The sequence below is a fragment of the Butyrivibrio sp. MB2005 genome (assembly GCF_000424285.1).
Lineage (GTDB): Bacteria > Bacillota > Clostridia > Lachnospirales > Lachnospiraceae > Butyrivibrio.
Window position 1 is genome coordinate 177,498 of the sequence record NZ_AUJP01000005.1, and the last position, 20,353, is coordinate 197,850.

The following is a 20,353-nucleotide window of genomic DNA, read 5'->3' on the forward strand; positions in this document are numbered from 1 at the left end:
GTTTTATTAAAATATAGAATTCTGCTTTCCCTAAGAAAAACAGAATTCTATTTACACTAAATTATTTATTTCCTTCTTCTGATGATCCAGACTGCAAGACCTGCGAAGAATATCACAAGCACAAGTGCTGCAAAGCCTGCCATCATGAATATGCAATAGCTTCCTTTTATTGATAAGGGTGTTTCTGCGTCTTTGGCAGGAATTGTAACTAGTTCCTTATCAAAGGTTACAAGGGCATTTATTGAGTTAGCAAAAAGTCTTACGTTGTTGCCCTGAACCATCTGGTCAGCGCCTTCAGTAAACATGTCACCTGAAGAATAGATAACCGCTGTTGATGATCCGGAATCAAGTTCTTTTACAGCTTTAAGACCTATAATGTAAGGACCGTTCTCGCTCTTATCATCAGGATTAGTAATTGACTGAAGGTAAGCACTGTCAGAACTCTTAAGAAGCTCTGTAACAGTAACGTCATCTTTTGCAGTATAACTAATAGCCTGACAAAGAGGTGCAAAAACACTTCCAAAGCCTTGTGATGTAATGGAGCTGGTAATAGTATCAGTTCCAAGTTCAGGTAAAATGTAATATGGATCAGAACCTGCTACATAGTTATTAGCATCTGCCTCAATAATCACATTGCCTTCTTCAAGGCTTGCACCATAGTAATCAAGGATCTTGCCAAAATTAGTAAGCTCTCCGTCTGTCTTATAGAAGGTGATTATAAGTGCATTTCCGCCATTATTAAGATAATCAATTACCTTGTTTGCTTCATCCTCGCTGTAATCTACAAGAGGTGTATTGAGAATAAGGAGCTTGCAGTCATCCGGTACCTTTTCACTTGTAAGAAGTGAAAGCTCTGAAACCTTTATATTGTCCTTATCCAGAACATCGCTGAATTTGGATGTAAATGAAATCTCATTGTGTCCTGTGATGCTGTAGGCGTTCATCATGTCATCATCGGAGAGGCATACATATTGAAGTGCATAAGTAAGCTCGCCCTCTGAGTCATAACCTGTGATTGACTGCTGATAAGTCTGATAGTCCATTGTGGATTCGAACATATCATTATAATTGATAACCTTGCTTCTTCCGTTAGTCTCATTTACAACTATTACGCTTGAATAAGCAACCGAACTATCAGTGTAATTCTTTGCAAATTGAGGATTAAGAACAGGGTCAATATACTTAAGTGAAATATGATCATTTAATGATGCATACTGCTTTAGGATTTTCTCAATTGATTCATCCTTGGTCTTTGACTGGGCATCATCTTCCTGTGCAAAGAAATATAAAGTTATATCATCAGTGATCTCTTTTGCAATTTTCTCAGAGTCAGCTGTTAATGAATAAAGGTTCTGGGCTGTAACATCAGCTTCTCTTATCTCATCAGGTATCTGAAGTGCTGCCATATTTGCTGCTATAACCGCTGCAATAAGGATGATGACGGTTACAGAGCTGTAGGCTGTAATGCTGAAATTCTTTTTAGAAACAGAATATCTTCTCTTTTGAATTATCTGCACTGATAAGACAAGGAACAGAGCTGTTACTGATACAAAATAAACAATTGAAGTTACATCGCAGTTACCTGTCATCATCTTCGCCATTCTTGTTGAAAAATCAATGGTTGATGCAAGAAGATTCTTGGCAAAAGTAGAATTTAAACTGTTATAAAAATTGGAGCTTAAATTACCAAGCAAAATAATAAGTATTGAAATTACTGCACAGATAAGCGGGTTATCTGAAAGGTTGGAAATGAAAATGCATATTGCAATAAGCATCACTCCATAAAGGAAGAACCCAAGTATACTTGTGTAATTCCATAAAAGCGGAACATCCCCAAAGAGGTTAAGTACAAGAGGCATTACGCAGATAAAAGCTACAGGTATTGCAAATATAGCTACAATTGCCAGAAACTTTCCAAAAACAATACTGCCAACTGAAACAGGAGCTGTAAGTATCAGCTGATCTGTCTTATTTTTCCTCTCCTCTGAAAAAGCTCTCATGCTAAGGATCGGAATCAGGAACATAAGTCCCCAGTAACCAAGGTTATACAGGGATCCGTTTATATTGTTTGAGAGTCCCATAAGGTTAAAAATAGTAAAGAAAAGTGAAAACATAAAAATGACTGCAGCGATAAACAGCGGTCCTATAAATGAACGAAGGTAGGATTTAAACTCCCTTTTAAATATAGCAAGCATTATTCCTCATCCTCCTTATTTTCAGCTTCTTCTTTCTTATCCTCGGCAACATTTTCCTCTGTTGCTTCTTCGGATTTTTCTTCAGCAGAATCAGTGTCAGCCTTTGAGGCTTCACTGTTATTCTGAATCTCTTCATCTCCAAGGCCTGTAGCTTCCAGGAATACATCCTCAAGAGTCTTTTTCTGAGTCTCCATAGAAAGTACAGGCAGTCCGATTCCTGCAAGGGCTCTTGCGATATCGGCTCTGATGTCCTCAGATGAATTGTTGACTACTTCAACTATTACGCCACCCTGAGCATCCTTTTCTTCCTCAATAGTAATTTCAGAAATTGAAGGTACTCCTGCAAGAGCGCCTCTGATCTGAGCTTCTGTACCAAGAATTGACATTTTGATATGCTCAGCACCGCTAAACTTATCTTCAAGTTCTGAAGGAGTTCCCTGACAAACAAGCTTGCCATGAGAGATAATTAGCACGTCATCGCAAACTTCATTAACCTCAGACAAAATATGTGAGCTGAGGATTACGATATGATCATCTCTAAGAGATCTGATAAGATTCCTTATCTCAATGATCTGCTGAGGATCAAGACCAACTGTGGGTTCATCCAAAATGATGACCTCAGGAAATCCAATAAGAGCCTGAGCAAGACCTACTCTTTGTCTGTAGCCCTTTGACAGATTCCTTATCATGCGCCCTTCATATTCGCCGAGCATAGTAAGACTCATGATTTTCGCAAGCTGGTCTCTTCTTTCTTTTTTGGGTACCTTTTTAAGATCTGCAACAAAATAAAGATATTCGGATACAGTCATATCCATATAAAGAGGTGGAAGCTCAGGAAGATATCCGATACACTTTTTAGCTTCCTCCGGTTCTTTTACAATATCATGTCCATCGATTGTTACCGTTCCCCCATTGGCAGCAATATATCCTGTCATGATGTTCATAGTTGTTGATTTACCTGCACCGTTAGGTCCAAGAAAACCGTAAATCTTACCTTTTTCAAGAGTAAATGATAAATGATCTACTGCTTTGTGATTGCCATAGCTTTTCACAATATCCTTGACTTCAATCACAGTAATTACCTCCCTTTATCGCTTTTAAAGCAAAAAAATCTGTGCAGTTAAGATAATCGCTTATCTCTATGCACAGACTTTAGTTTACTACTGTATTAAATTTAATTTGTGACTTAATATGCAAGAAATTGTGAAAAAACTGTGTTTTTACTGTTTTCCTGTTGAACCAAAGCCGCCGGCTCCGCGCTCTGATTCCTTAAGCTCATCAGCAACCTCAAACTCCACCTCAAGATAAGGCTGAATAATGATCTGAGCGACTCTCTCATTGGGAGTAATTATGCGCTCTACATCAGAATCGTTATGTACAGCAACGATTATCTCACCGCGATAATCAGAATCAACAACTCCTACACAGTTAGCAGGGCGAAGACCTTCCTTTGTTGCGATACCACTTCTTGCATAGATACCGCCGAAATATCCATCCGGTATTTCCATGGCAAGACCTGTTCCGATCTTTGCTGTTGTGTGAGGAGCGATCTTTGTATCCTCCTTCACATTGGCATAGAGGTCATAGCCTGCAGCTGCAAGACTGCCTCTTCCCGGAAGTGTAGCTTCGCTATCAAGCTTTTTGATTTTAACTAACATTTTTCATACTCTCCTTTATAATGATGTTCTGCTCTTGCGTGTACTTGGCAAAACTATAATGTACATATTCAAATACTCATATTTTAATAAGGCTGAAGAACATAAGCAGTGCATGCAGGGATATCAAGGCCACCGCCAAAATCTATTGTATCACCGGTTATGAGATCATGAGCTCTTCCTGCTCTTGCATTGAAATCAACATGAACAGGATTATCATCTGCATTAACAGCTATCATAACTCTGTCGCCCTCAGTCTCACGCTCAATTATACAATATTTATTCTGAAGAACCAGCTGCTTCATATCACCGTATTGCAAAGCTTTGCTTTCCTTCTTTGCTTTATAGAGCGCTGCGATTACATCTGTAAGTTCATTCCACTCCGGCTTATCAAAACAAGCTCTAAGAGCGGGATCCCCTTCTGACTTGTGAGCCTTGGCTCCCCATTCAGAGCCGTAATAAACAGTAGGTATTCCGGGCATTCCAAACATCATTGCATAGATAAGCGGGAGATGTCTTTCGTTATTAAGGTTACTTGCTATTCTTGACACATCATGATTGTCTACAAACGAAAGAAGATGCTCACCTCTGTACATGCACCAGTTTTCAGGACCAAACTGACGAAGAAGTGAATGAACTATCTCAAACATATTCATAGAATTAAAGCTTGAGAAAAGCCCTTTATAGCACTCATAGTTTGTAGCACTGTGGCAAAGCTCCGGTCCCATAACCTTGTGATAATCGCCGCCGATCATCTCACCCACAAGGAAAAAGTCCTCTTTTCTTGCAAGCATTGAGCCTCTGAGCCTTTTGATAAAATTCTGTTCAAGGCAATATGCCACATCAAGCCTTAGGCCATCTATATCATATTCATCGATCCAGCTGTTTGCGGCATCAAGAAGATAGTTAACGACATTCTCATTCCACAGGTTCAGCTTAACAAGATCGTAGTTACCTTCCCAACCTTCATAATAAAGACCGTCATTATAGCCGTCATTACCATCAAAGTTAATATGGAACCAGTCCTTATACTCACTGTCCCATCTCTTTTGAAGCACATCCTGGAATCCGAAAAAGCCGCGACCTACATGATTAAATACTCCATCAAGAATTACCTTAATGCCTTCCTTATGAAGCTTATCGCATACCTTTTTAAAATCCTTATTGGTACCAAGACGTACATCGATCTTTTTATAATCCCTTGTATTATAGCCATGGGTATCGGATTCAAATATTGGATTAAAGAGCACTGCACCAACACCAAGCTTTTTAAGGTGCGGTATCCAGTCTATAACCTTTAATATCCTATGCTCCTGTTTGCCATCATTTTCAAACGGTGCCCCGCAATAACCCAAGGGATAGATTTGATAAAAACCTGTTTCGTATGCCCACATAATTATCCCCTCATAAAAAAATGTAAGTAAATATTGATAAACGAATTGCTCCGTTTCTTCGAAACTCTCGCAATTCTACAAATATTCGGAAACCGCTAATTTACTTCGTAAATTGCTAATTCCTCATATTTGTTAGGGTCATGAAGTCAAAATGCTCAACATGCAAGCATGCCCGCATTTTTGACTTATGACACCTATATCAATTATATCAGTTTTCTCTACGACTTATGCCAAGTTTTTCACTTTTGGGTCTGGTATTTCTTCTAAACTTATCAGCTGATGCCTTTTTATGCTTTGCACCTTTACCTGCATCGGAGAAGAATCCGCCCTTTTTACCATCCTTGGAGAAGAATTTCTTCTTACCATCCTTATCTGATGAGAAGCCTCTTCCTCTGCCACCGCGGTCCTTATCTCCGAAGAATCCCTTGCCGTCACGTCTTCTGTCACCTGTTCTCTTGCCATCACGGAAAGAATGACCTCTTCTTGGAACCTTAAAGTCAATCTCTGCAGGAGCCTTACCCATCTTGAGTTTGAGAAGACCTGCTGCAAGCTGCTCTGCTGTATATTCGCCTTCATCGATTTTCTTCTGAACAAAGTCATAAGCATCGCCGACTTCGTTATTCTCAATAAGATCAATTACCTCAGAGAAAACCTTTCTTGCCTTTGCTCTCTGAACTTCCTTAACTGAAGGTATATCATTTTCTTCAATCTTCGTATGGCAGTTTCTCTCAATTTCGCGAAGCTTATACATCTCTCTTGGTGTTACAAGTGTATAAGACTTACCGCTTTTACCTGCACGGCCTGTTCTGCCTATTCTGTGTACATAATATTCTGTATCTTCAGGAATATCGTAGTTAAATACAGCAGTAACTCCGCTAACATCGATTCCTCTTGCAGCAACGTCTGTTGCAATAAGGAAATCGGCCTGTCCGAATCTGAAAATATTCATAACAGTATCTCTCTGATACTGTGAGAGATCTCCGTGTAGGCCTTCAGCTCTAAAGCCCTTCTTCTTAAGACTTGATGTAAGCTCATCTACTCTCTTTTTGGTATTACAGAAAATAAGGCTTCTCTTTGGCTGATTGTATTCAATAAGTCTTGTAAGAGCTTCCTCCTTATAAACCTGAGGAATCACATAATAACTCTGTTCAATGGCCTTAACTGTGATCTCCTTGGGAGTCATACGGATGTACTCTGCGTCGTGCTGATACTTTTTGGTGATCTGCAAAATAGGCTCAGGCATTGTTGCTGAGAAAAGAGCTGTCTGTCTCTCTTCAGGCATACCTTCAAGAATGGTCTCAATATCATCCCTAAAGCCCATATCCAGCATCTCATCAGCTTCATCAAGAACAAGGATTTTAACATCCTTCATCTTCATGGTGTGGCGTCTCATGTGATCCATTACACGTCCGGGTGTACCTACAACAATCTGAACTCCTGATGAAAGTGCTCTTATCTGTCTTGAAATGTCCTGACCGCCATAAACTGCAAGAACCTTTATTCCATGCATGTATTTACCAAAGCTTCTAAGGTCATCGGCTGCCTGCATTGCAAGCTCTCTTGTGGGACAGAGAATTACTGCCTGAAGATGCTTTGATTCAGGATTGATGCTCTGAAGTGTGGGTATACCAAAGGCAGCAGTTTTTCCTGTCCCTGTCTGGGCCTGTCCGATAAGGTCTGTACCTCTCATCATCACAGGAATCGCAGCAGCCTGAATGGGTGACATGTATTCAAATCCCATCTCTGTAACTGCACGAAGAACTCTTTCATCAATTCCTTCAGCCTCATCATATCTGATACGTGTATCTTTCTTTTCCTCTTCTTCCATTACGTCTTTTAAAATATCTGACATTCTTACCTCTTTCTTTTTATAAAAAAATGGAGGACAACATTTAAACAATAAATGCTGTCCCCCACTAGCATTACTAAATTACATTGCTCCGCTCATAACGTCTTTATTCTTAATAAGATAATCAACAAGCGAAACTATAGTGAGCACAAGTGCTATATACATTATTATCGTTGTTACTACCTGCAACTGTCCGATATTGGCGATCATTAAAACTACCATTATCATCTGGAAAGTTGTTTTGAACTTACCCCAGTAGCTTGCGGCTATAACCCTTCCCTTTTCAACTGCTATCAGTCTGAAGCCGCTAATTATAAACTCTCTTGCGATAATCACAACCACTATCCAAGAAGGAATTCTGCCAAGCTCTATAAGGCAGATCATGGCGCTACAAACAAGAAGCTTATCCGCAAGCGGATCCATAAATTTCCCAAAATCTGTTACCAGATTATATTTTCTGGCGATTTTGCCATCAGCCAGATCCGTAAGCGATGCAATTACGAAAATCGTAAGTGCTATCCACTTATCAGGCTCTCCAAAAATCGGCACAAGTAAAAATATAACAAAAAACGGAATAAGTAAAACCCTAAATACAGTAAGTTTATTCGGTAAATTCATCCTGGTCCCCCTCCACAATAAGTTCCCCAACCAGATCGTAATCGTTGGAACCTGTTATTTTTACTTCTACGAACTGTCCGCTCATAAGATCAAACGGTACATTCATTATAAAAATATATCCATCTACATCAGGCGCATCCATAAAGGTACGACCAACGTAAGTATAACCATATTCGTCTTCGTCATCATCAGTAATTCTGCCCTCAATTACAACAGAAACTGTCTGACCTACACGATTTCTTGCAGCCTCAAAAACTATCTCCTGCTGAAGCTCCATTATCTCATCGCGGCGCTGTTCTTTGATATCTTCATCAATCTGATCCGGCATCTCGCCTGCAACAGTGTCCTCTTCCTGGGAGTAGGTAAAACATCCAAGTCTGTCAAATCTCATCTCTTTTACAAACTCCAGTGTCTCCCTATGATCCTCGTCAAGCTCTCCCGGGAATCCTGCGATAAGAGTCGTTCTTAAACATATATCAGGAATTCTCTCTCTGATGTATTTTATTCTCTCAGTAATCTCAGCTCTGTTGGTCTTTCTGCCCATCATGCGAAGCACATGGTCAGAACCGCTCTGAATAGGGATATCAAGATAATTACAGATCTTAGGCTCATTTGCTATGGTCTCTATCATCTCGTCTGTAATCTCTTCGGGATAACAATACATAAGCCTTATCCAGTTGATACCCTCAACCTTGCAAAGCTCTTTAAGAAGTTCAGGTAGCTTCTTCTCTCCATAGAGATCTACTCCGTAAAGTGTTGTCTCCTGTGCAACAAGAATCAGCTCTGAAACACCTTTATCAGCAAGTGTCTTTGCTTCAGCAACAAGCTCATCCATAGGAACTGAGCGATATCTTCCTCTTACCTTGGGAATTACACAGTAGGTACAGTTTTTATTGCAGCCCTCTGCAATCTTAAGATAATTGAACTGACCGCCTGTAGTCTGGATTCTTTTCCTGTTTCCTACAGGCTTTTTATCAAGACTGTCCAGATACTCTTTCTCAGATAGTGATTTTTCTGAAACAGCGTTCTCTTCAAGAACAGAATCCAAAGCTTCTATAATATGCTCGATTGATGCTGTACCGATAATTCTGTCAACCTCAGGAATCTCCTTAAGGACTTCATCACGGTATCTCTCAGCAAGACAGCCCGTTACAATAAGCGCCTTATACTGACCGGAAGTGCGATACTTTGCAAGATCAATGATAGTGTTGATACTTTCTTCCTTAGCATCACCAATAAAGCAGCATGTGTTTACTACAGCTGCTTCAGCGATCTCTTCATCATCTGTGAATTCATGACCTCTGCTGGATAGCATTCCGAGCATAACCTCGGAATCTACACGGTTTTTATCACATCCAAGTGATACAAATAAGATTTTCATAGATTATTATCTATTACTCCTCTGTAGTGATCTCTTCGTTCTCTGCAGTAAGAGCAGCCTTCTCTTCATCAGAAAGAATACGAAGCTTGTCTTCATTGAGCTCGTCAACAGCGATTGAAAGGAATTTCTCCTTATCCTTAACCTTTACCATAGGCTCATCACCTGCGATAAGCTGTCTTGCTCTCTTAGCTGTAGCCATAACGATTGAGTATCTTGAGCTGATGATAGGCTCATTACCTTCCTCAACGTCCTTATTAACTACCTTCATTAAATCTACGTATGACGGATGTATCATCTTTTTCCTCCATTAAAAACATAAGTTTATTATAGCTTATTTAAGTTCTGAAAGCTGCTCTCTGATGCTGTTTATGAATTCCACATTACGATCAGGTGTATAGTGAGCTGCCTGTATGATTTCATGCATTGTGGTAACGCATGTATCAAGATCATCATTGATTATAATATTATCATATTCGTCAATACCCTGTCCCTCTTCTTTTGCGCGAAGAAGTCGGCCGTGTATGACATCCTCTGTTTCTGTTCCTCTGCCGATAAGTCTCTTCTTAAGCTCATCAACTGATGGCGGAGTTACAAAAAGAAGAAGTGCTTTAGGGAATTTCTTCTTAATCTGAAGCGCTCCCTGAATCTCGATCTCAAGGATTACATCTTTTCCCTGATCCAGTTTCTCTTCAACGAAGGCCTTGGGCGTACCATAGTAGTTACCTACATAATTGGCATATTCAACAAGTCCGTCCTCAGCTATAAGCTTCTCGAATTCTTCTTTTGTTACAAAAAAGTATTCTTTTCCATGGGTCTCACCTGGTCTGGGATTCCTGGTCGTAGCTGAAATTGATAAAGCATAGTTATCATACTTGCTTAAAAGAGCCTTCATCAGTGTGCCCTTTCCGGCACCTGAAAATCCGGAAACAACGACAATAATACCTTTATTATTCATCTAAATACCACACTTCCTTTGCGGCTTTGTTTTAACCCGCAATAGAGCTGATAATAACACAAAACTACAGGTACTGACAAGCATTTATTCAATATTCTGAATCTGCTCGCGGACTTTCTCAACGTCTGTCTTAAGAGAAATTCCTCTGTCTGAAATCTCAAGATCTGTTGACTTGGACAAAATAGTGTTGGATTCTCTGTTCATCTCCTGAGCAAGGAAATCAAGCTTACGTCCGATTCCGTCCTTGTCATCGCCCTTATTAAGCTCATCCTTCATAGCCTTAATATGACTGCGAAGTCTTACAAGTTCTTCATCAACAGAAACCTTATCAGCATAAAGTGTAACTTCCATAATAAGTCTGTTCTCGTCAACGGCCTTATCCTCAAGAAGCTCTTTTACCTTATCGCGAAGTCTGTTTCTGTACTCCTCAATAATGATAGGTGATCGCTCTGTGATAAATTCAACGCTATCCATCATATTGGAAAGCTTCTCTTCAAGATCCTGACGAAGGAATTCACCCTCTCTTGATCTGGATGCAGCAAACTCCTCACCGGCGCCATCCACAGCTTTTTTAAGCTGCTCCCACATTTCATCTTCATTGGGCTCAACATCTTCCATGCTGAAAACATCGGGATATTTGGATAAAGAAGATACTCTGATATCATTATCAATTCCAAAATCCTCTGACATCTGCTTTAAGTAAGTCAGATACTCTTCAGCAATTGCTTTATTGTACTTAACCTTTGAATCTGTCTCTGAAAAATCTTCATAAGAAATGAAAACATCTACCTTGCCGCGCTTAATGAATTTCTTAAGCTCGTTTCTGATCTTGGATTCCAAAGCATTGAACTTCTTTGGCATTTTGATGTTGATGTCAAGATAACGGTTGTTAACCGACTTCATCTCAACGGTAAATTTGTGCTTCTCGTCTGCTACTTCACAGCGTCCGTAGCCTGTCATACTGCAAACCATAAACCCTCCTGGATTATTGAAGATTAAGAACGAAATATCACTCTTCGTTCTATCCAATATTTTCTATTTGGTAATTCTATTTTTACATACAATCCTAATAGAAATACCTCATTAATAATATGATGAAATGGCAGTATTCGTCAATGTTTTAGGAGTTTTTAATGCACCATTTAATGAATATTATTCCACTTCCTTAAGTGCTGATATATCAGTTCCTATAACCATTGAATAATTGGTGTAATAAACCACAAATCCAGGCTTTGCACCACCCGGTTTTTTCACATCCTTGCGCTTTAAATAATCGATCTCAACCTTGTCCTGCTCTCTGCCCTTGGAATAATAGGCTGCAAGAGCTGCCGCCTCTTCAAAAGCTCTGTCCGGAACTTCTTTACCCTCAGTAATAAGAACAACGTGGGAGCCGGGAATCTTCTTGGCATGAAACCACCAGTCACCGCCGTTTGCCACCTTGAAGGTAAGCTCATCATTCTGATAATTATTCTTTCCAACATAAATATGGAAGCCGTCACTGCTTATATAGTGGAATGGCTTACTCTTTGATTTCTGGGAGCGGTTCTGCTTTCCGTTTTTACCCTTGCCGCTTATTCTGTCAGCAGCACTTCCCTTTATGTAACCGCCTTCAATAAGCTCTCTTCTGATGTCAGTGAGATCCTCTTCCTGCCTAGCTATGTCAAGAGATGCTGCTATTGACTCTAGGTGAGATACGGTCTCAGCGACCTCCTTCATCTGAACCTCCAAAGCTTCTGTAGTTCGCTTCATTTTTGTGTATTTGTCAAAATACTTTTTCGCGTTCTGAGCAATGGTAAGCGTGGGATCTAATGTTATCTTTACATCTTTTCCTGTATTGTAGTCATTTACTGTGATTGATGTAGCTTCCGGCTCAGCGCTATATCCGTAAACAGTTAAAAGTTCACCGTAGACTCTGTACTTATCCTTTTTCTCTGTATCCTTAAGCTGATTGGTCTGAAGATCAAGTGTCCTTATATTTCTCTCAAGAACTGTACTTACAACCTTTCTGAGGTCAGCAGATTTTTGTCTAATTCTGGTAACTGCATTTTTCTCTGAATAAAAATGTGTAAGAAGCTCAGAAATATCATCAAATTCTCTATAGTCAGAGTCATCTCCGCTGTGATACATGGTAAGAGAAATCGCAGCATATTCCTTGGGCTTATCGTTTATATAAACAAGCTCAGGTGAAAACTTACCTTCTCTTACAAGACTCATAACTTCGTCAAAAGCTGACCAAAGCTTCTCACATTCAACATTTTCAAGAGCAATGGCTGACTTATCACTGTCAACATTTGCTCTGAAGCAAATCTCTTGAGAAATCACAGGGGAAAGGCCGGTAAAGCTTCCATAAAGCGCCTTGAAAACAGGCTGACCTTTAGAAGAAATAAGGCTCATGAATTCATCCTTAGTACATTCAAGAGGATTTAATTTACTCTGGGTATCAGGGACAAAATATTCACGTCCCGGAAGTACCTCTCTTACCGAGCTTACACTTGATGGAATATGCTTTATGGCATCAATTATCTTATTGTCTTCATCAATGAAAATAATGTTACTGTATTTTCCCATGAGCTCAATAAGAAGTGTCTTATGCCTTAAATCTCCCATTTCATCAAGATGCTCAATCTCCATTCTGATAATTCTCTCAAGAGAAGGCTGATCGATAGAGATTATCTTGCCGTTTTGAATATGTTTTCTGAGAAGCATGCAAAAGTTAGGCGCAGTCATGGGACTCTGCTTATTCTCATCAGTCATATATACAAGAGGAAGGGATGGGTCAGAAGACATAAAAAGTCTCCTCTGACCACCACCGTTTTCAACAGCCTTCCTAACAGTGATCAAAAGCTCATCCTTCTCTGTCTGTGCAATTTTATATAGTCTGCCGCCAATCAGTTCGCTTTTTAAATCTCTTACAATATTGGCAACAGTTAATCCATCAAATGCCATAGTAAACCTTTCTAAATGTAAAACACCAATAAGTTAAAACAAGGCTTTGGCCTCTTTACAATTACATAATGTGAACCTTCTTAAGAAGTCTCACCATACTTTCTCCCTTAGGGAATGATAAAAGCTCATCCTCTGTAACAGCCTTGGTTTTCACCATCATAAGGGCATATACAATAACTGCCACAAACATAGCCGCTGCAACAGAAATGAGATTAACAAAATAGTCACTTCCAAGGAAAAGCCCAAGCAAATAATCAAAAAGTCTGTATACAAGGAATGCGAAGATTCCCATAAAAGCTGCTGATAATCCCGGTAAAAGATAAAGCTTTTTATAATCCTGAAATACATCCAGGTATCTTCCGATCGCAACCTCATTTAATACGCACATCATCAGCGAATAGACTATTGTGACTATAGCAAGGGACTTGTTGCCAAGATCTGTATTGTTAAGCAAAACAACAAGAACAACAGTCTGCACCGCCAGTGCAATGGCAGCGTTTATAACAGGAATATTTACTTTACCGATACCCTGCAAAATCGCATTACTTACAGTTGAAAGTGAATAGAAAATAACTGTAATTGCAAGAAGCTGCATCAAAACTCCGGCTTCATGAAGCGTTGATTTTTGAGGGAACAAAAGCATCAAAATAGGCTCTGAAAGTGCAAAGAGTCCTGCAGCTGAAGGAATTGCTATCATCATTACAATCCTATTTACCTTCGCAACAAGCGTAGCTGTACCCTCATAATTCTTCTGAGCATAGTATGTGGAAATGCTGGGCATAATTGTAGCAGCCGCAGCAGATGCAATTCTTATAGGGAAGTTCGTAATAACAACTGCTTTACTTGAATACACACCAAATCTGGTAATAACCTCATTGTGAGGAAGTCCCTTAACACCTGTCATAATCTTTGAAAACAGAGTCTGATTAAGGGATGTTGATAACTGATAAATAAAGGTGCTGAAAATAAAAGGTGTAACAAACATGATTATCATGATAAATATTTCTTTATAAGTCATATCCTCATGATGGTCATGTATAACTTTTCTTTGTATAAAGTCCCTATTCAGTCTGTAAACAAAGAACATAAAAATAAGTGCTATCAAAACTCCGGAGCCTGTACCTAAAGCACTTCCTACAGCACCGTACATAGCTCTTGTGGAATCATCACTGCCCTTGGATATGGCAAACCTAACCAGAAAATATGCTCCGCCTACAGAAACAACCGCATTCAAAATCTGCTCAACAAGCTGAGATACACTGGTGGGGATCATGGTCCTATGGGCCTGGAAAAAGCCTCTTAGAACACCCAACGGTCCAAATATAAATATAATAGGTGCGAAAACCCTGACGACAGGAATAGAGTGTCCATCAAGAAAAAGCGGAGCCCCGAAGAAAACAAAGAGACTTCCCAATCCTCCCATTATGCACACATAAATAAGCGCACAGTGAAAAATTCGCTGTGCGTTGCGATACTCGTGAACAGCAAGCTTCTGGGAAATGATCTTACTCATTGCAGAAGGAATGCTATAGGACGAAATAAGCAATACAATATTATAGATGTTGTAAGCGCTACTGTAATAACCGTTACCTTCATCACCGATTATCCCGGTTAAAGGTCCGCGGTATAACAGTCCGATAACGCTACAAATTAAACCGGCTGATGCAAGGATTCCTCCCTGCATCAGCATACTTTTCTTTTTACTCATAATAATCAGGGTCTAAGCCAATCGTACATCTCCTGATATTTGGAAGCAGATACCTTCCAAGAGAAATTGGCTGCCATTGCTCTGTCAATCATCTTATTCCACTCACGTTTGTTGTCATAGAATACGCGCTCTGCTTCACGTACAGTATGCATCATCTCATGAGCATTGTAATTAAGGAAACCAAATCCTGTACCCTTACTCTCAAACTGATTGTAAGGCTCAACTGTATCTGTAAGACCGCCTGTCTGTCTGACAATCGGAATAGTACCGTATCTCAAGGCCATCAGCTGTGAAAGGCCGCAGGGCTCAAACAGTGAAGGCATAAGGAACGCATCGGAAGCGGCATAAATCTTATGTGACAAAGGATTGGAATAATAAATATTAGCAGAAATCTTGTCACTGTACTTCCAAGCGAAGTGTCTGAACATATTCTCGTATTGCTCTTCACCTGTTCCAAGAACTACTACCTGAATTGCATCCTGGCAAAGCTCATCAAGAACATAAGCAATAAGGTCAAAGCCCTTCTGATCTGTAAGACGGGAAATGATACCGATCATCATGATCTTATCATCCTCGGGAAGTCCAAGCTCTCTCTGAAGTGCTCTCTTATTCTTAGACTTTTCTTTACGGAAATTGATGGCATTATAAGGGTGATCTAAGAATTTATCCGTCTCAGGATTGAATTCGCCATAATCGATACCGTTTACAATACCTCTGAGATCGTTGGTACGAGCTCTTAAAAGGCCATCAAGACCCTCTCCGTAGAACTCAGTCTTAATCTCTTCCGCATAGGTGCTGCTGACAGTTGTAATAGCGTCAGCATATACAATACCACCCTTTAACAGATTGGCATCCTTGTAATAGCCAAGCTTGTCGGGAGTGAAATAATAATCAGGAAGTCCTGTAATATCCTGTACATCCTTAGCGTCCCATTTTCCCTGGAACTTAAGGTTGTGGATAGTCATTATGGACTTAATGCCACGGAAAAATTCATTACCCTGGAATCTCTCCTTGAGATAAACAGGAATAAGTCCTGTCTGCCAGTCATGACAGTGAATGATATCCGGTCTAAAGCCAATTACAGGAAGAATTGAAAGTGAAGCTTTGCTAAAGAACGCAAATTTCTCAATTTCCCAAAGTACATCTGAACCGTAAGGAGCCATTCCGCTAAAGAAGTACTCATTATCGATAAAATAATACTTAATGCCATCTACTTCGGCATAAAAGATTCCAACATACTCACTTTTCCAGTGGAAATCCATGTAAAAGTTGGAGACATATTCAAGCTTATCCTTCATCTCCTGTGACATACATGAATACTTGGGAAGTACAACACGCACATCAAAATATCTGGGATCAAGCTCTTTGGGAAGTGAACCTACGACATCAGCGAGTCCTCCTGTTTTGATAAAAGGTACACCTTCAGATGCTACAAATAAAATGTTCTTCATGCGAAGCCTCCATTTTTAGTCGTTATTTTCCTGATATTTTGCTGACTGCATAGCAATCAATTCTTCATCGCTGAAGTAGTCAATCCTCATTGCCTTCTTTACATCGCTGAGAGTCTGTGCGGCTCTTGCTTCGGCAACCTCAGATCCCTTTTTAAGAACATCATATACATAAGGGATGTCCTTCTGGAACTCTTCTCTGCGCTTTCTGATGGGCTCAAGCTCAGCCTGGAGAACGTTATTAAGGAACTTCTTAACCTTAACATCTCCAAGACCGCCTCTCTGATAGTGTGCCTTCATCTCATCGAGATTAGCATAATCAGGAGCGAACTCTGCGAAATGCTCATCCTTTGCAAATGCAGTAAGGTATATAAATACAGGATTATTCTCAACTTCACCGGGATCCTCAACTCTTAAGTGATTGGGATCTGTGAACATGCTCATTACCTTTTTCTTGATAGATTCCGGAGATTCTGAAAGGTAGATGCAGTTACCGATAGACTTACTCATCTTAGCCTGTCCGTCTGTACCGGGAAGTCTAAGGCATGCTTTATTGTCAGGCAGAAGAATCTGGGGTTCAACAAGTGCCTCTCCATAAATGGAATTGAACTTATGAACGATCTCTCTGCACTGCTCGATCATAGGCTCCTGATCCTCACCTACAGGAACAGTTGTAGCCTTAAATGCAGTGATATCAGCAGCCTGGCTGATAGGATATGTGAAGAATCCTACAGGAATGCTTGCTTTAAAATCACGCATCTGAATCTCAGATTTAACTGTGGGATTTCTCTGAAGTCTTGCAACAGTAACAAGATTCATGTAATAGAATGTAAGCTCGGTGAGCTCCGGTATCTGTGACTGTACAAACAAAGTACTCTTAGCAGGATCAAGTCCAACTGCAAGATAATCAAGAGCAACTTCGATAATGTTCTGTCTTACCTTTTCAGGATTCTCAGCGTTATCTGTAAGTGCCTGAGCATCGGCTATCATGATGAAAATATCATCGAATTCGCCGGAGTTCTGCAACTCAACCCTTCTTCTAAGTGATCCGACATAATGACCAATATGAAGCTTACCTGTCGGGCGGTCGCCGGTCAATATTACTTTAGACATAACTTTTTCCATCTCCTTAATGATTTACTAAAATATTATACCACGAAACCTCATGGTTTTTTAATAGAAAGTGCAAACTGTTCCCTACTAACTGCAGCAAGAACATTTGACATGTTTGGCGTCTGCCCCAAAGGGCCATATTCCTGATGAATCGGCACTACACCAAAGCCCATGGGCTTTCCGCCTATTCTGTTCTGCATATAATCACCGATTTTTGCACAAACGCTGTTCATAACGGCATCACGGATTCCCCATTCCGTAAGCTTTGACAGCATTTGATCGGTTGTAGCCAGCTCCTGTATTATTCTGGCCTGAGCTATGGTACCGCCTGCAAGGACTGTATGTAAAGATAAAACTTCTCTTCTTCCATCCGCTGTCCAGGTGTGAGTATCCATAATACCTGCAGCAAGCCTTATCAGCTTCGAGCAGTTACCAACAAGAAGGAAATTCTCCATTCCTATGGCAGCAGCCATGTCTATAGCACTTCCGATATAATTGCGGCATCTAATGCAATGAGTCATTGAAATATGAACAGCATCCTGAACATACTTATGTCCTGCATTCCCGGGTACTGCAATAATGTTCCTGATTCCTCTGTCGTACTGTTCTTCCAATGAGTTGGCAATTTCCATTAAAATCTCGTTCTGAGACGTGGGAACTATATTGCCTCCGCTTCCAAGAATAGTGTTGGTTGCAGGATTGTTATTAAAAGATACAGTAGAAACCTTTATCATGAGAAGCGGCATTACATCTGCAAATCTGACTACATCTGCAACAGCCTGAAAAATAACGTTCCGCGCTTCCTTATCAATAGCCGCATAATTTGCAAGGCCTATCTCATTAGTCTCTGTAAGCCTTGTTATGCCCTCCATACCATCAAGGTATAGATTTATATATTGCGGCTTTATATATACTCTGTCAGGAATATCTGCAAGCTTTCTTACTCTCTCAACGCTTACATGAATCTCCGCAGTATTTATAAGCCCAGGAATACGCATACCATTTAATACAACAGCATATTCACGAAGAGCTGTATTTTCAGGGTGAGGCACAAATCTAATGGGAATATCAATTATCTTGCCATCATCCCTCTGAAATTCTATACTATCATAGGTAATTCTAAGCAGTAAGGCAGCAGCCGCAGCTTTCGCAGCAGCCGCAGCAAGTGCGCCGCCGGTCAAACCGGGAATATTTGAAAAACCGTTATCGCTTTTTTGTACAAAATCTGCGTTTCCCAAAAGCATTCCTCCTTACTTTTTTAATATATAAAGTATACCACATTCACGATATCTCGTGCTTTCTTTAAATTACACTTTAATAAAGTTTACAAAATCTCGTTATTTGTTATTTTTAATTTCGAGTTATTTTATACTTAGTTTATGTTTTGTCCATATTCTGTACAAATTTGGCCCGTATTATAAATGTAACAGGAGTTAGAACTTCTGACTCCCCCAACAAAACTTTTTTCATACCGGGTTGTCTGGTTCCCCACCGGACAACCCCTCCTCCCAAAATTCCGAACACGCAAGTGTTCTTTTTTTATGGGAAATCCGGAGAAATTCCTATATGATAAAAAGGACACGCCTTACGGCATGTCCCTTCAAAACTCTATTTAGTTATATCTCATCTGCTTTTCAACCATTCTGATAAACTCGTTATTATTTCTGGTCTTAGCAAACATATTGATGCACTGATCAACAGCTTCATCAGCCTTCATACCATTGAAGCCCTTTCTGAGGGTATTAACAGCAGCAAGCTCATCGGGCTTAAGAAGTAGATCCTCTCTTCTGGTACTGGATTTGGCAATATTGATTGCAGGGAATATTCTCTTTTCCTGCATCTTTCTGTCAAGAACCATTTCCATGTTACCTGTACCCTTGAACTCCTCGTAAATAACATCGTCCATCTTGGAGCCGGTCTCAATAAGAGCTGTTGCAAGGATTGTAAGACTTCCGCCTTCCTTCATATTTCTTGCTGCACCAAAGAATCTCTTAGGCATGTGAAGAGCTGCGGGATCAAGACCACCTGAAAGTGTTCTTCCTGACGGAGGAACAACGATATTGTAAGCTCTTGTAAGTCTTGTTATTGAATCAAGAAGAATCATAACGTCTTTATTGTGCTCAACAAGGCGCTTCGCTCTTTCAATAACCATCTCTGATACTCTCTTGTGGTGTTCAGGAAGCTCATCGAATGTTGAATAAATAACCTCAACGTTAGGTCCTTCAATACATTCCTTGATATCTGTAACTTCCTCAGGACGCTCATCAATAAGAAGAATAATGAGATGAATGTCAGGATTATTTCTCTTAACTGACATTGCTACATCCTTAAGGAGTGTTGTCTTACCTGCTTTCGGAGGTGAAACGATCATTCCACGCTGGCCCTTACCGATAGGAGAAATGAGATCCATGATTCTCATGGCAATTGATGATCCGGGATACTCAAGTACTATCTGTCTGTTAGGAAAAATAGGTGTCATATTCTCGAAGTTCCAACGTCCCATTGCAACCTCGGGCTTATAACCATTTATAGTATTAAGCTGGAGAAGAGCTCCGAACTTATCGCTTTCTTTCTTCTGACGGCTGATGCCTGCAAGTATATCACCAGTCTTAAGATTATACTTTCTGATCATTGCAGGAGCTACATAAACATCATTTTCTCCGGGAAGGAAATTCTCGCAGCGGATAAATCCAAATCCATCCTGCATTACTTCAAGGATTCCGTGTGCAGGAATACCGTTTGCAAGCTCTTCCTCAGAAACTCCGTCTTCCTTCTTTGCATTTTCTTTTTCTTCGCCCTTTGCTTCTGCAGGTCTCTTTCCTTCAGAAGGAGCACTCTCTTCACGACTAACTGTCTTATTCTCAGACTTTGCTGAAGCATCGGTTGTGATTACAACCTTCTTTCTTGCAGGCTTTGCAGCAGGCTTTTTAGCCTTTTCTTCAGCTGCTTCGCTGGCCTTTTTCTCAGCAATTTCAAGCAGAGCATCAATAAGCTCTGATTTTTTCATAGTAGTAACGCTTTTAACACCATTCTGCTTTGCAAGATCCCTTAAGGACGCAAGTGTTAGTGTCTCTAATTTTTCTCTCAACGT

Annotated in this window: 16 protein-coding genes; all 16 read right to left on the bottom strand. The window is 40.1% G+C overall.

Annotated features, from left to right (window positions below; all coding sequences use genetic code 11):
- Window positions 1-65 precede the first annotated feature (65 nt).
- The 16 genes from G610_RS0103280 to rho all read right to left on the bottom strand — a co-directional run bounded on the left by G610_RS0103280 (window position 66) and on the right by rho (window position 20,350).
- Window positions 66-2,195, bottom strand: coding sequence for a Gldg family protein (locus G610_RS0103280; RefSeq protein WP_026523639.1), 2,130 nt, complete (start codon window positions 2,193-2,195; stop codon window positions 66-68).
- The gene (locus G610_RS0103285; protein WP_026523640.1) at window positions 2,195-3,268 is read right to left on the bottom strand and encodes an ABC transporter ATP-binding protein; all 1,074 of its coding nucleotides are present in this window, start codon (window positions 3,266-3,268) and stop codon (window positions 2,195-2,197) included. The genes G610_RS0103280 and G610_RS0103285 overlap by 1 nt, the downstream gene beginning before the upstream one ends.
- 147 nt (window positions 3,269-3,415) lie before the next feature.
- Window positions 3,416-3,853 carry a dUTP diphosphatase gene (gene dut / locus G610_RS0103290; protein ID WP_026523641.1) on the bottom strand — a complete coding sequence of 146 codons (438 nt, stop codon included), beginning with the start codon at window positions 3,851-3,853 and terminating at the stop codon, window positions 3,416-3,418.
- 83 nt (window positions 3,854-3,936) lie between these two features.
- A complete protein-coding gene (locus G610_RS0103295; protein ID WP_026523642.1) occupies window positions 3,937-5,244 on the bottom strand; it encodes an alpha-amylase family glycosyl hydrolase in 1,308 nt (435 codons plus the stop codon).
- Window positions 5,245-5,452: 208 nt separating this feature from the next.
- Window positions 5,453-7,096 (bottom strand): DEAD/DEAH box helicase, encoded by a 1,644-nt coding sequence (locus G610_RS19565; protein WP_051197556.1) that lies wholly within the window; start codon window positions 7,094-7,096, stop codon window positions 5,453-5,455.
- A gap of 78 nt (window positions 7,097-7,174) precedes the next feature.
- A complete protein-coding gene (gene pgsA / locus G610_RS0103305) occupies window positions 7,175-7,711 on the bottom strand; it encodes a CDP-diacylglycerol--glycerol-3-phosphate 3-phosphatidyltransferase (protein ID WP_026523643.1) in 537 nt (178 codons plus the stop codon).
- Window positions 7,695-9,092, bottom strand: a complete 1,398-nt coding sequence (gene rimO, locus G610_RS0103310; protein ID WP_026523644.1) for a 30S ribosomal protein S12 methylthiotransferase RimO — start codon at window positions 9,090-9,092, stop codon at window positions 7,695-7,697. The genes pgsA and rimO overlap by 17 nt, the downstream gene beginning before the upstream one ends.
- A 13-nt stretch (window positions 9,093-9,105) precedes the next feature.
- Window positions 9,106-9,387 carry a DNA-directed RNA polymerase subunit omega gene (gene rpoZ / locus G610_RS0103315; RefSeq protein ID WP_026523645.1) on the bottom strand — a complete coding sequence of 94 codons (282 nt, stop codon included), beginning with the start codon at window positions 9,385-9,387 and terminating at the stop codon, window positions 9,106-9,108.
- A 36-nt stretch (window positions 9,388-9,423) separates the two neighbouring features.
- The gene (gene gmk, locus G610_RS0103320) at window positions 9,424-10,047 is read right to left on the bottom strand and encodes a guanylate kinase (RefSeq protein WP_026523646.1); all 624 of its coding nucleotides are present in this window, start codon (window positions 10,045-10,047) and stop codon (window positions 9,424-9,426) included.
- Window positions 10,048-10,131: 84 nt separating this feature from the next.
- The gene (locus G610_RS0103325) at window positions 10,132-11,019 is read right to left on the bottom strand and encodes a YicC/YloC family endoribonuclease (protein ID WP_026523647.1); all 888 of its coding nucleotides are present in this window, start codon (window positions 11,017-11,019) and stop codon (window positions 10,132-10,134) included.
- 180 nt (window positions 11,020-11,199) lie between these two features.
- Window positions 11,200-12,993, bottom strand: a complete 1,794-nt coding sequence (locus G610_RS0103330; RefSeq protein ID WP_026523648.1) for an Rqc2 family fibronectin-binding protein — start codon at window positions 12,991-12,993, stop codon at window positions 11,200-11,202.
- A 61-nt stretch (window positions 12,994-13,054) separates the two neighbouring features.
- The gene (locus G610_RS0103335) at window positions 13,055-14,701 is read right to left on the bottom strand and encodes a putative polysaccharide biosynthesis protein (protein WP_026523649.1); all 1,647 of its coding nucleotides are present in this window, start codon (window positions 14,699-14,701) and stop codon (window positions 13,055-13,057) included.
- A 5-nt stretch (window positions 14,702-14,706) separates the two neighbouring features.
- Window positions 14,707-16,152 carry a glycogen synthase GlgA gene (gene glgA, locus G610_RS0103340; RefSeq protein WP_026523650.1) on the bottom strand — a complete coding sequence of 482 codons (1,446 nt, stop codon included), beginning with the start codon at window positions 16,150-16,152 and terminating at the stop codon, window positions 14,707-14,709.
- A 15-nt stretch (window positions 16,153-16,167) separates the two neighbouring features.
- Complete coding sequence (gene trpS / locus G610_RS0103345; protein WP_026523651.1) at window positions 16,168-17,262, bottom strand: tryptophan--tRNA ligase; 1,095 nt, start codon at window positions 17,260-17,262, stop codon at window positions 16,168-16,170.
- 50 nt (window positions 17,263-17,312) lie between these two features.
- A complete protein-coding gene (locus G610_RS0103350) occupies window positions 17,313-18,500 on the bottom strand; it encodes a cobalt-precorrin-5B (C(1))-methyltransferase (RefSeq protein ID WP_196809799.1) in 1,188 nt (395 codons plus the stop codon).
- A gap of 374 nt (window positions 18,501-18,874) precedes the next feature.
- On the bottom strand, window positions 18,875-20,350 hold the full coding sequence (gene rho, locus G610_RS0103360) for a transcription termination factor Rho (protein ID WP_026523653.1): 1,476 nt from the start codon (window positions 20,348-20,350) through the stop codon (window positions 18,875-18,877).
- Window positions 20,351-20,353 lie beyond the last annotated feature (3 nt).

What these genes read in the sequence shown, in the direction of transcription:
- G610_RS0103280 (WP_026523639.1), bottom strand. Translation starts at nt 2,195, where the DNA reads ATGCTTGCTATATTTAAAAGGGAGTTTAAATCCTACCTTCGTTCATTT.
- dut (WP_026523641.1), bottom strand. Translation starts at nt 3,853, where the DNA reads ATGTTAGTTAAAATCAAAAAGCTTGATAGCGAAGCTACACTTCCGGGA.
- G610_RS0103295 (WP_026523642.1), bottom strand. Translation starts at nt 5,244, where the DNA reads ATGTGGGCATACGAAACAGGTTTTTATCAAATCTATCCCTTGGGTTAT.
- G610_RS19565 (WP_051197556.1), bottom strand. Translation starts at nt 7,096, where the DNA reads ATGTCAGATATTTTAAAAGACGTAATGGAAGAAGAGGAAAAGAAAGAT.
- pgsA (WP_026523643.1), bottom strand. Translation starts at nt 7,711, where the DNA reads ATGAATTTACCGAATAAACTTACTGTATTTAGGGTTTTACTTATTCCG.
- rimO (WP_026523644.1), bottom strand. Translation starts at nt 9,092, where the DNA reads ATGAAAATCTTATTTGTATCACTTGGATGTGATAAAAACCGTGTAGAT.
- rpoZ (WP_026523645.1), bottom strand. Translation starts at nt 9,387, where the DNA reads ATGATACATCCGTCATACGTAGATTTAATGAAGGTAGTTAATAAGGAC.
- gmk (WP_026523646.1), bottom strand. Translation starts at nt 10,047, where the DNA reads ATGAATAATAAAGGTATTATTGTCGTTGTTTCCGGATTTTCAGGTGCC.
- G610_RS0103325 (WP_026523647.1), bottom strand. Translation starts at nt 11,019, where the DNA reads ATGGTTTGCAGTATGACAGGCTACGGACGCTGTGAAGTAGCAGACGAG.
- G610_RS0103330 (WP_026523648.1), bottom strand. Translation starts at nt 12,993, where the DNA reads ATGGCATTTGATGGATTAACTGTTGCCAATATTGTAAGAGATTTAAAA.
- G610_RS0103335 (WP_026523649.1), bottom strand. Translation starts at nt 14,701, where the DNA reads ATGAGTAAAAAGAAAAGTATGCTGATGCAGGGAGGAATCCTTGCATCA.
- glgA (WP_026523650.1), bottom strand. Translation starts at nt 16,152, where the DNA reads ATGAAGAACATTTTATTTGTAGCATCTGAAGGTGTACCTTTTATCAAA.
- trpS (WP_026523651.1), bottom strand. Translation starts at nt 17,262, where the DNA reads ATGTCTAAAGTAATATTGACCGGCGACCGCCCGACAGGTAAGCTTCAT.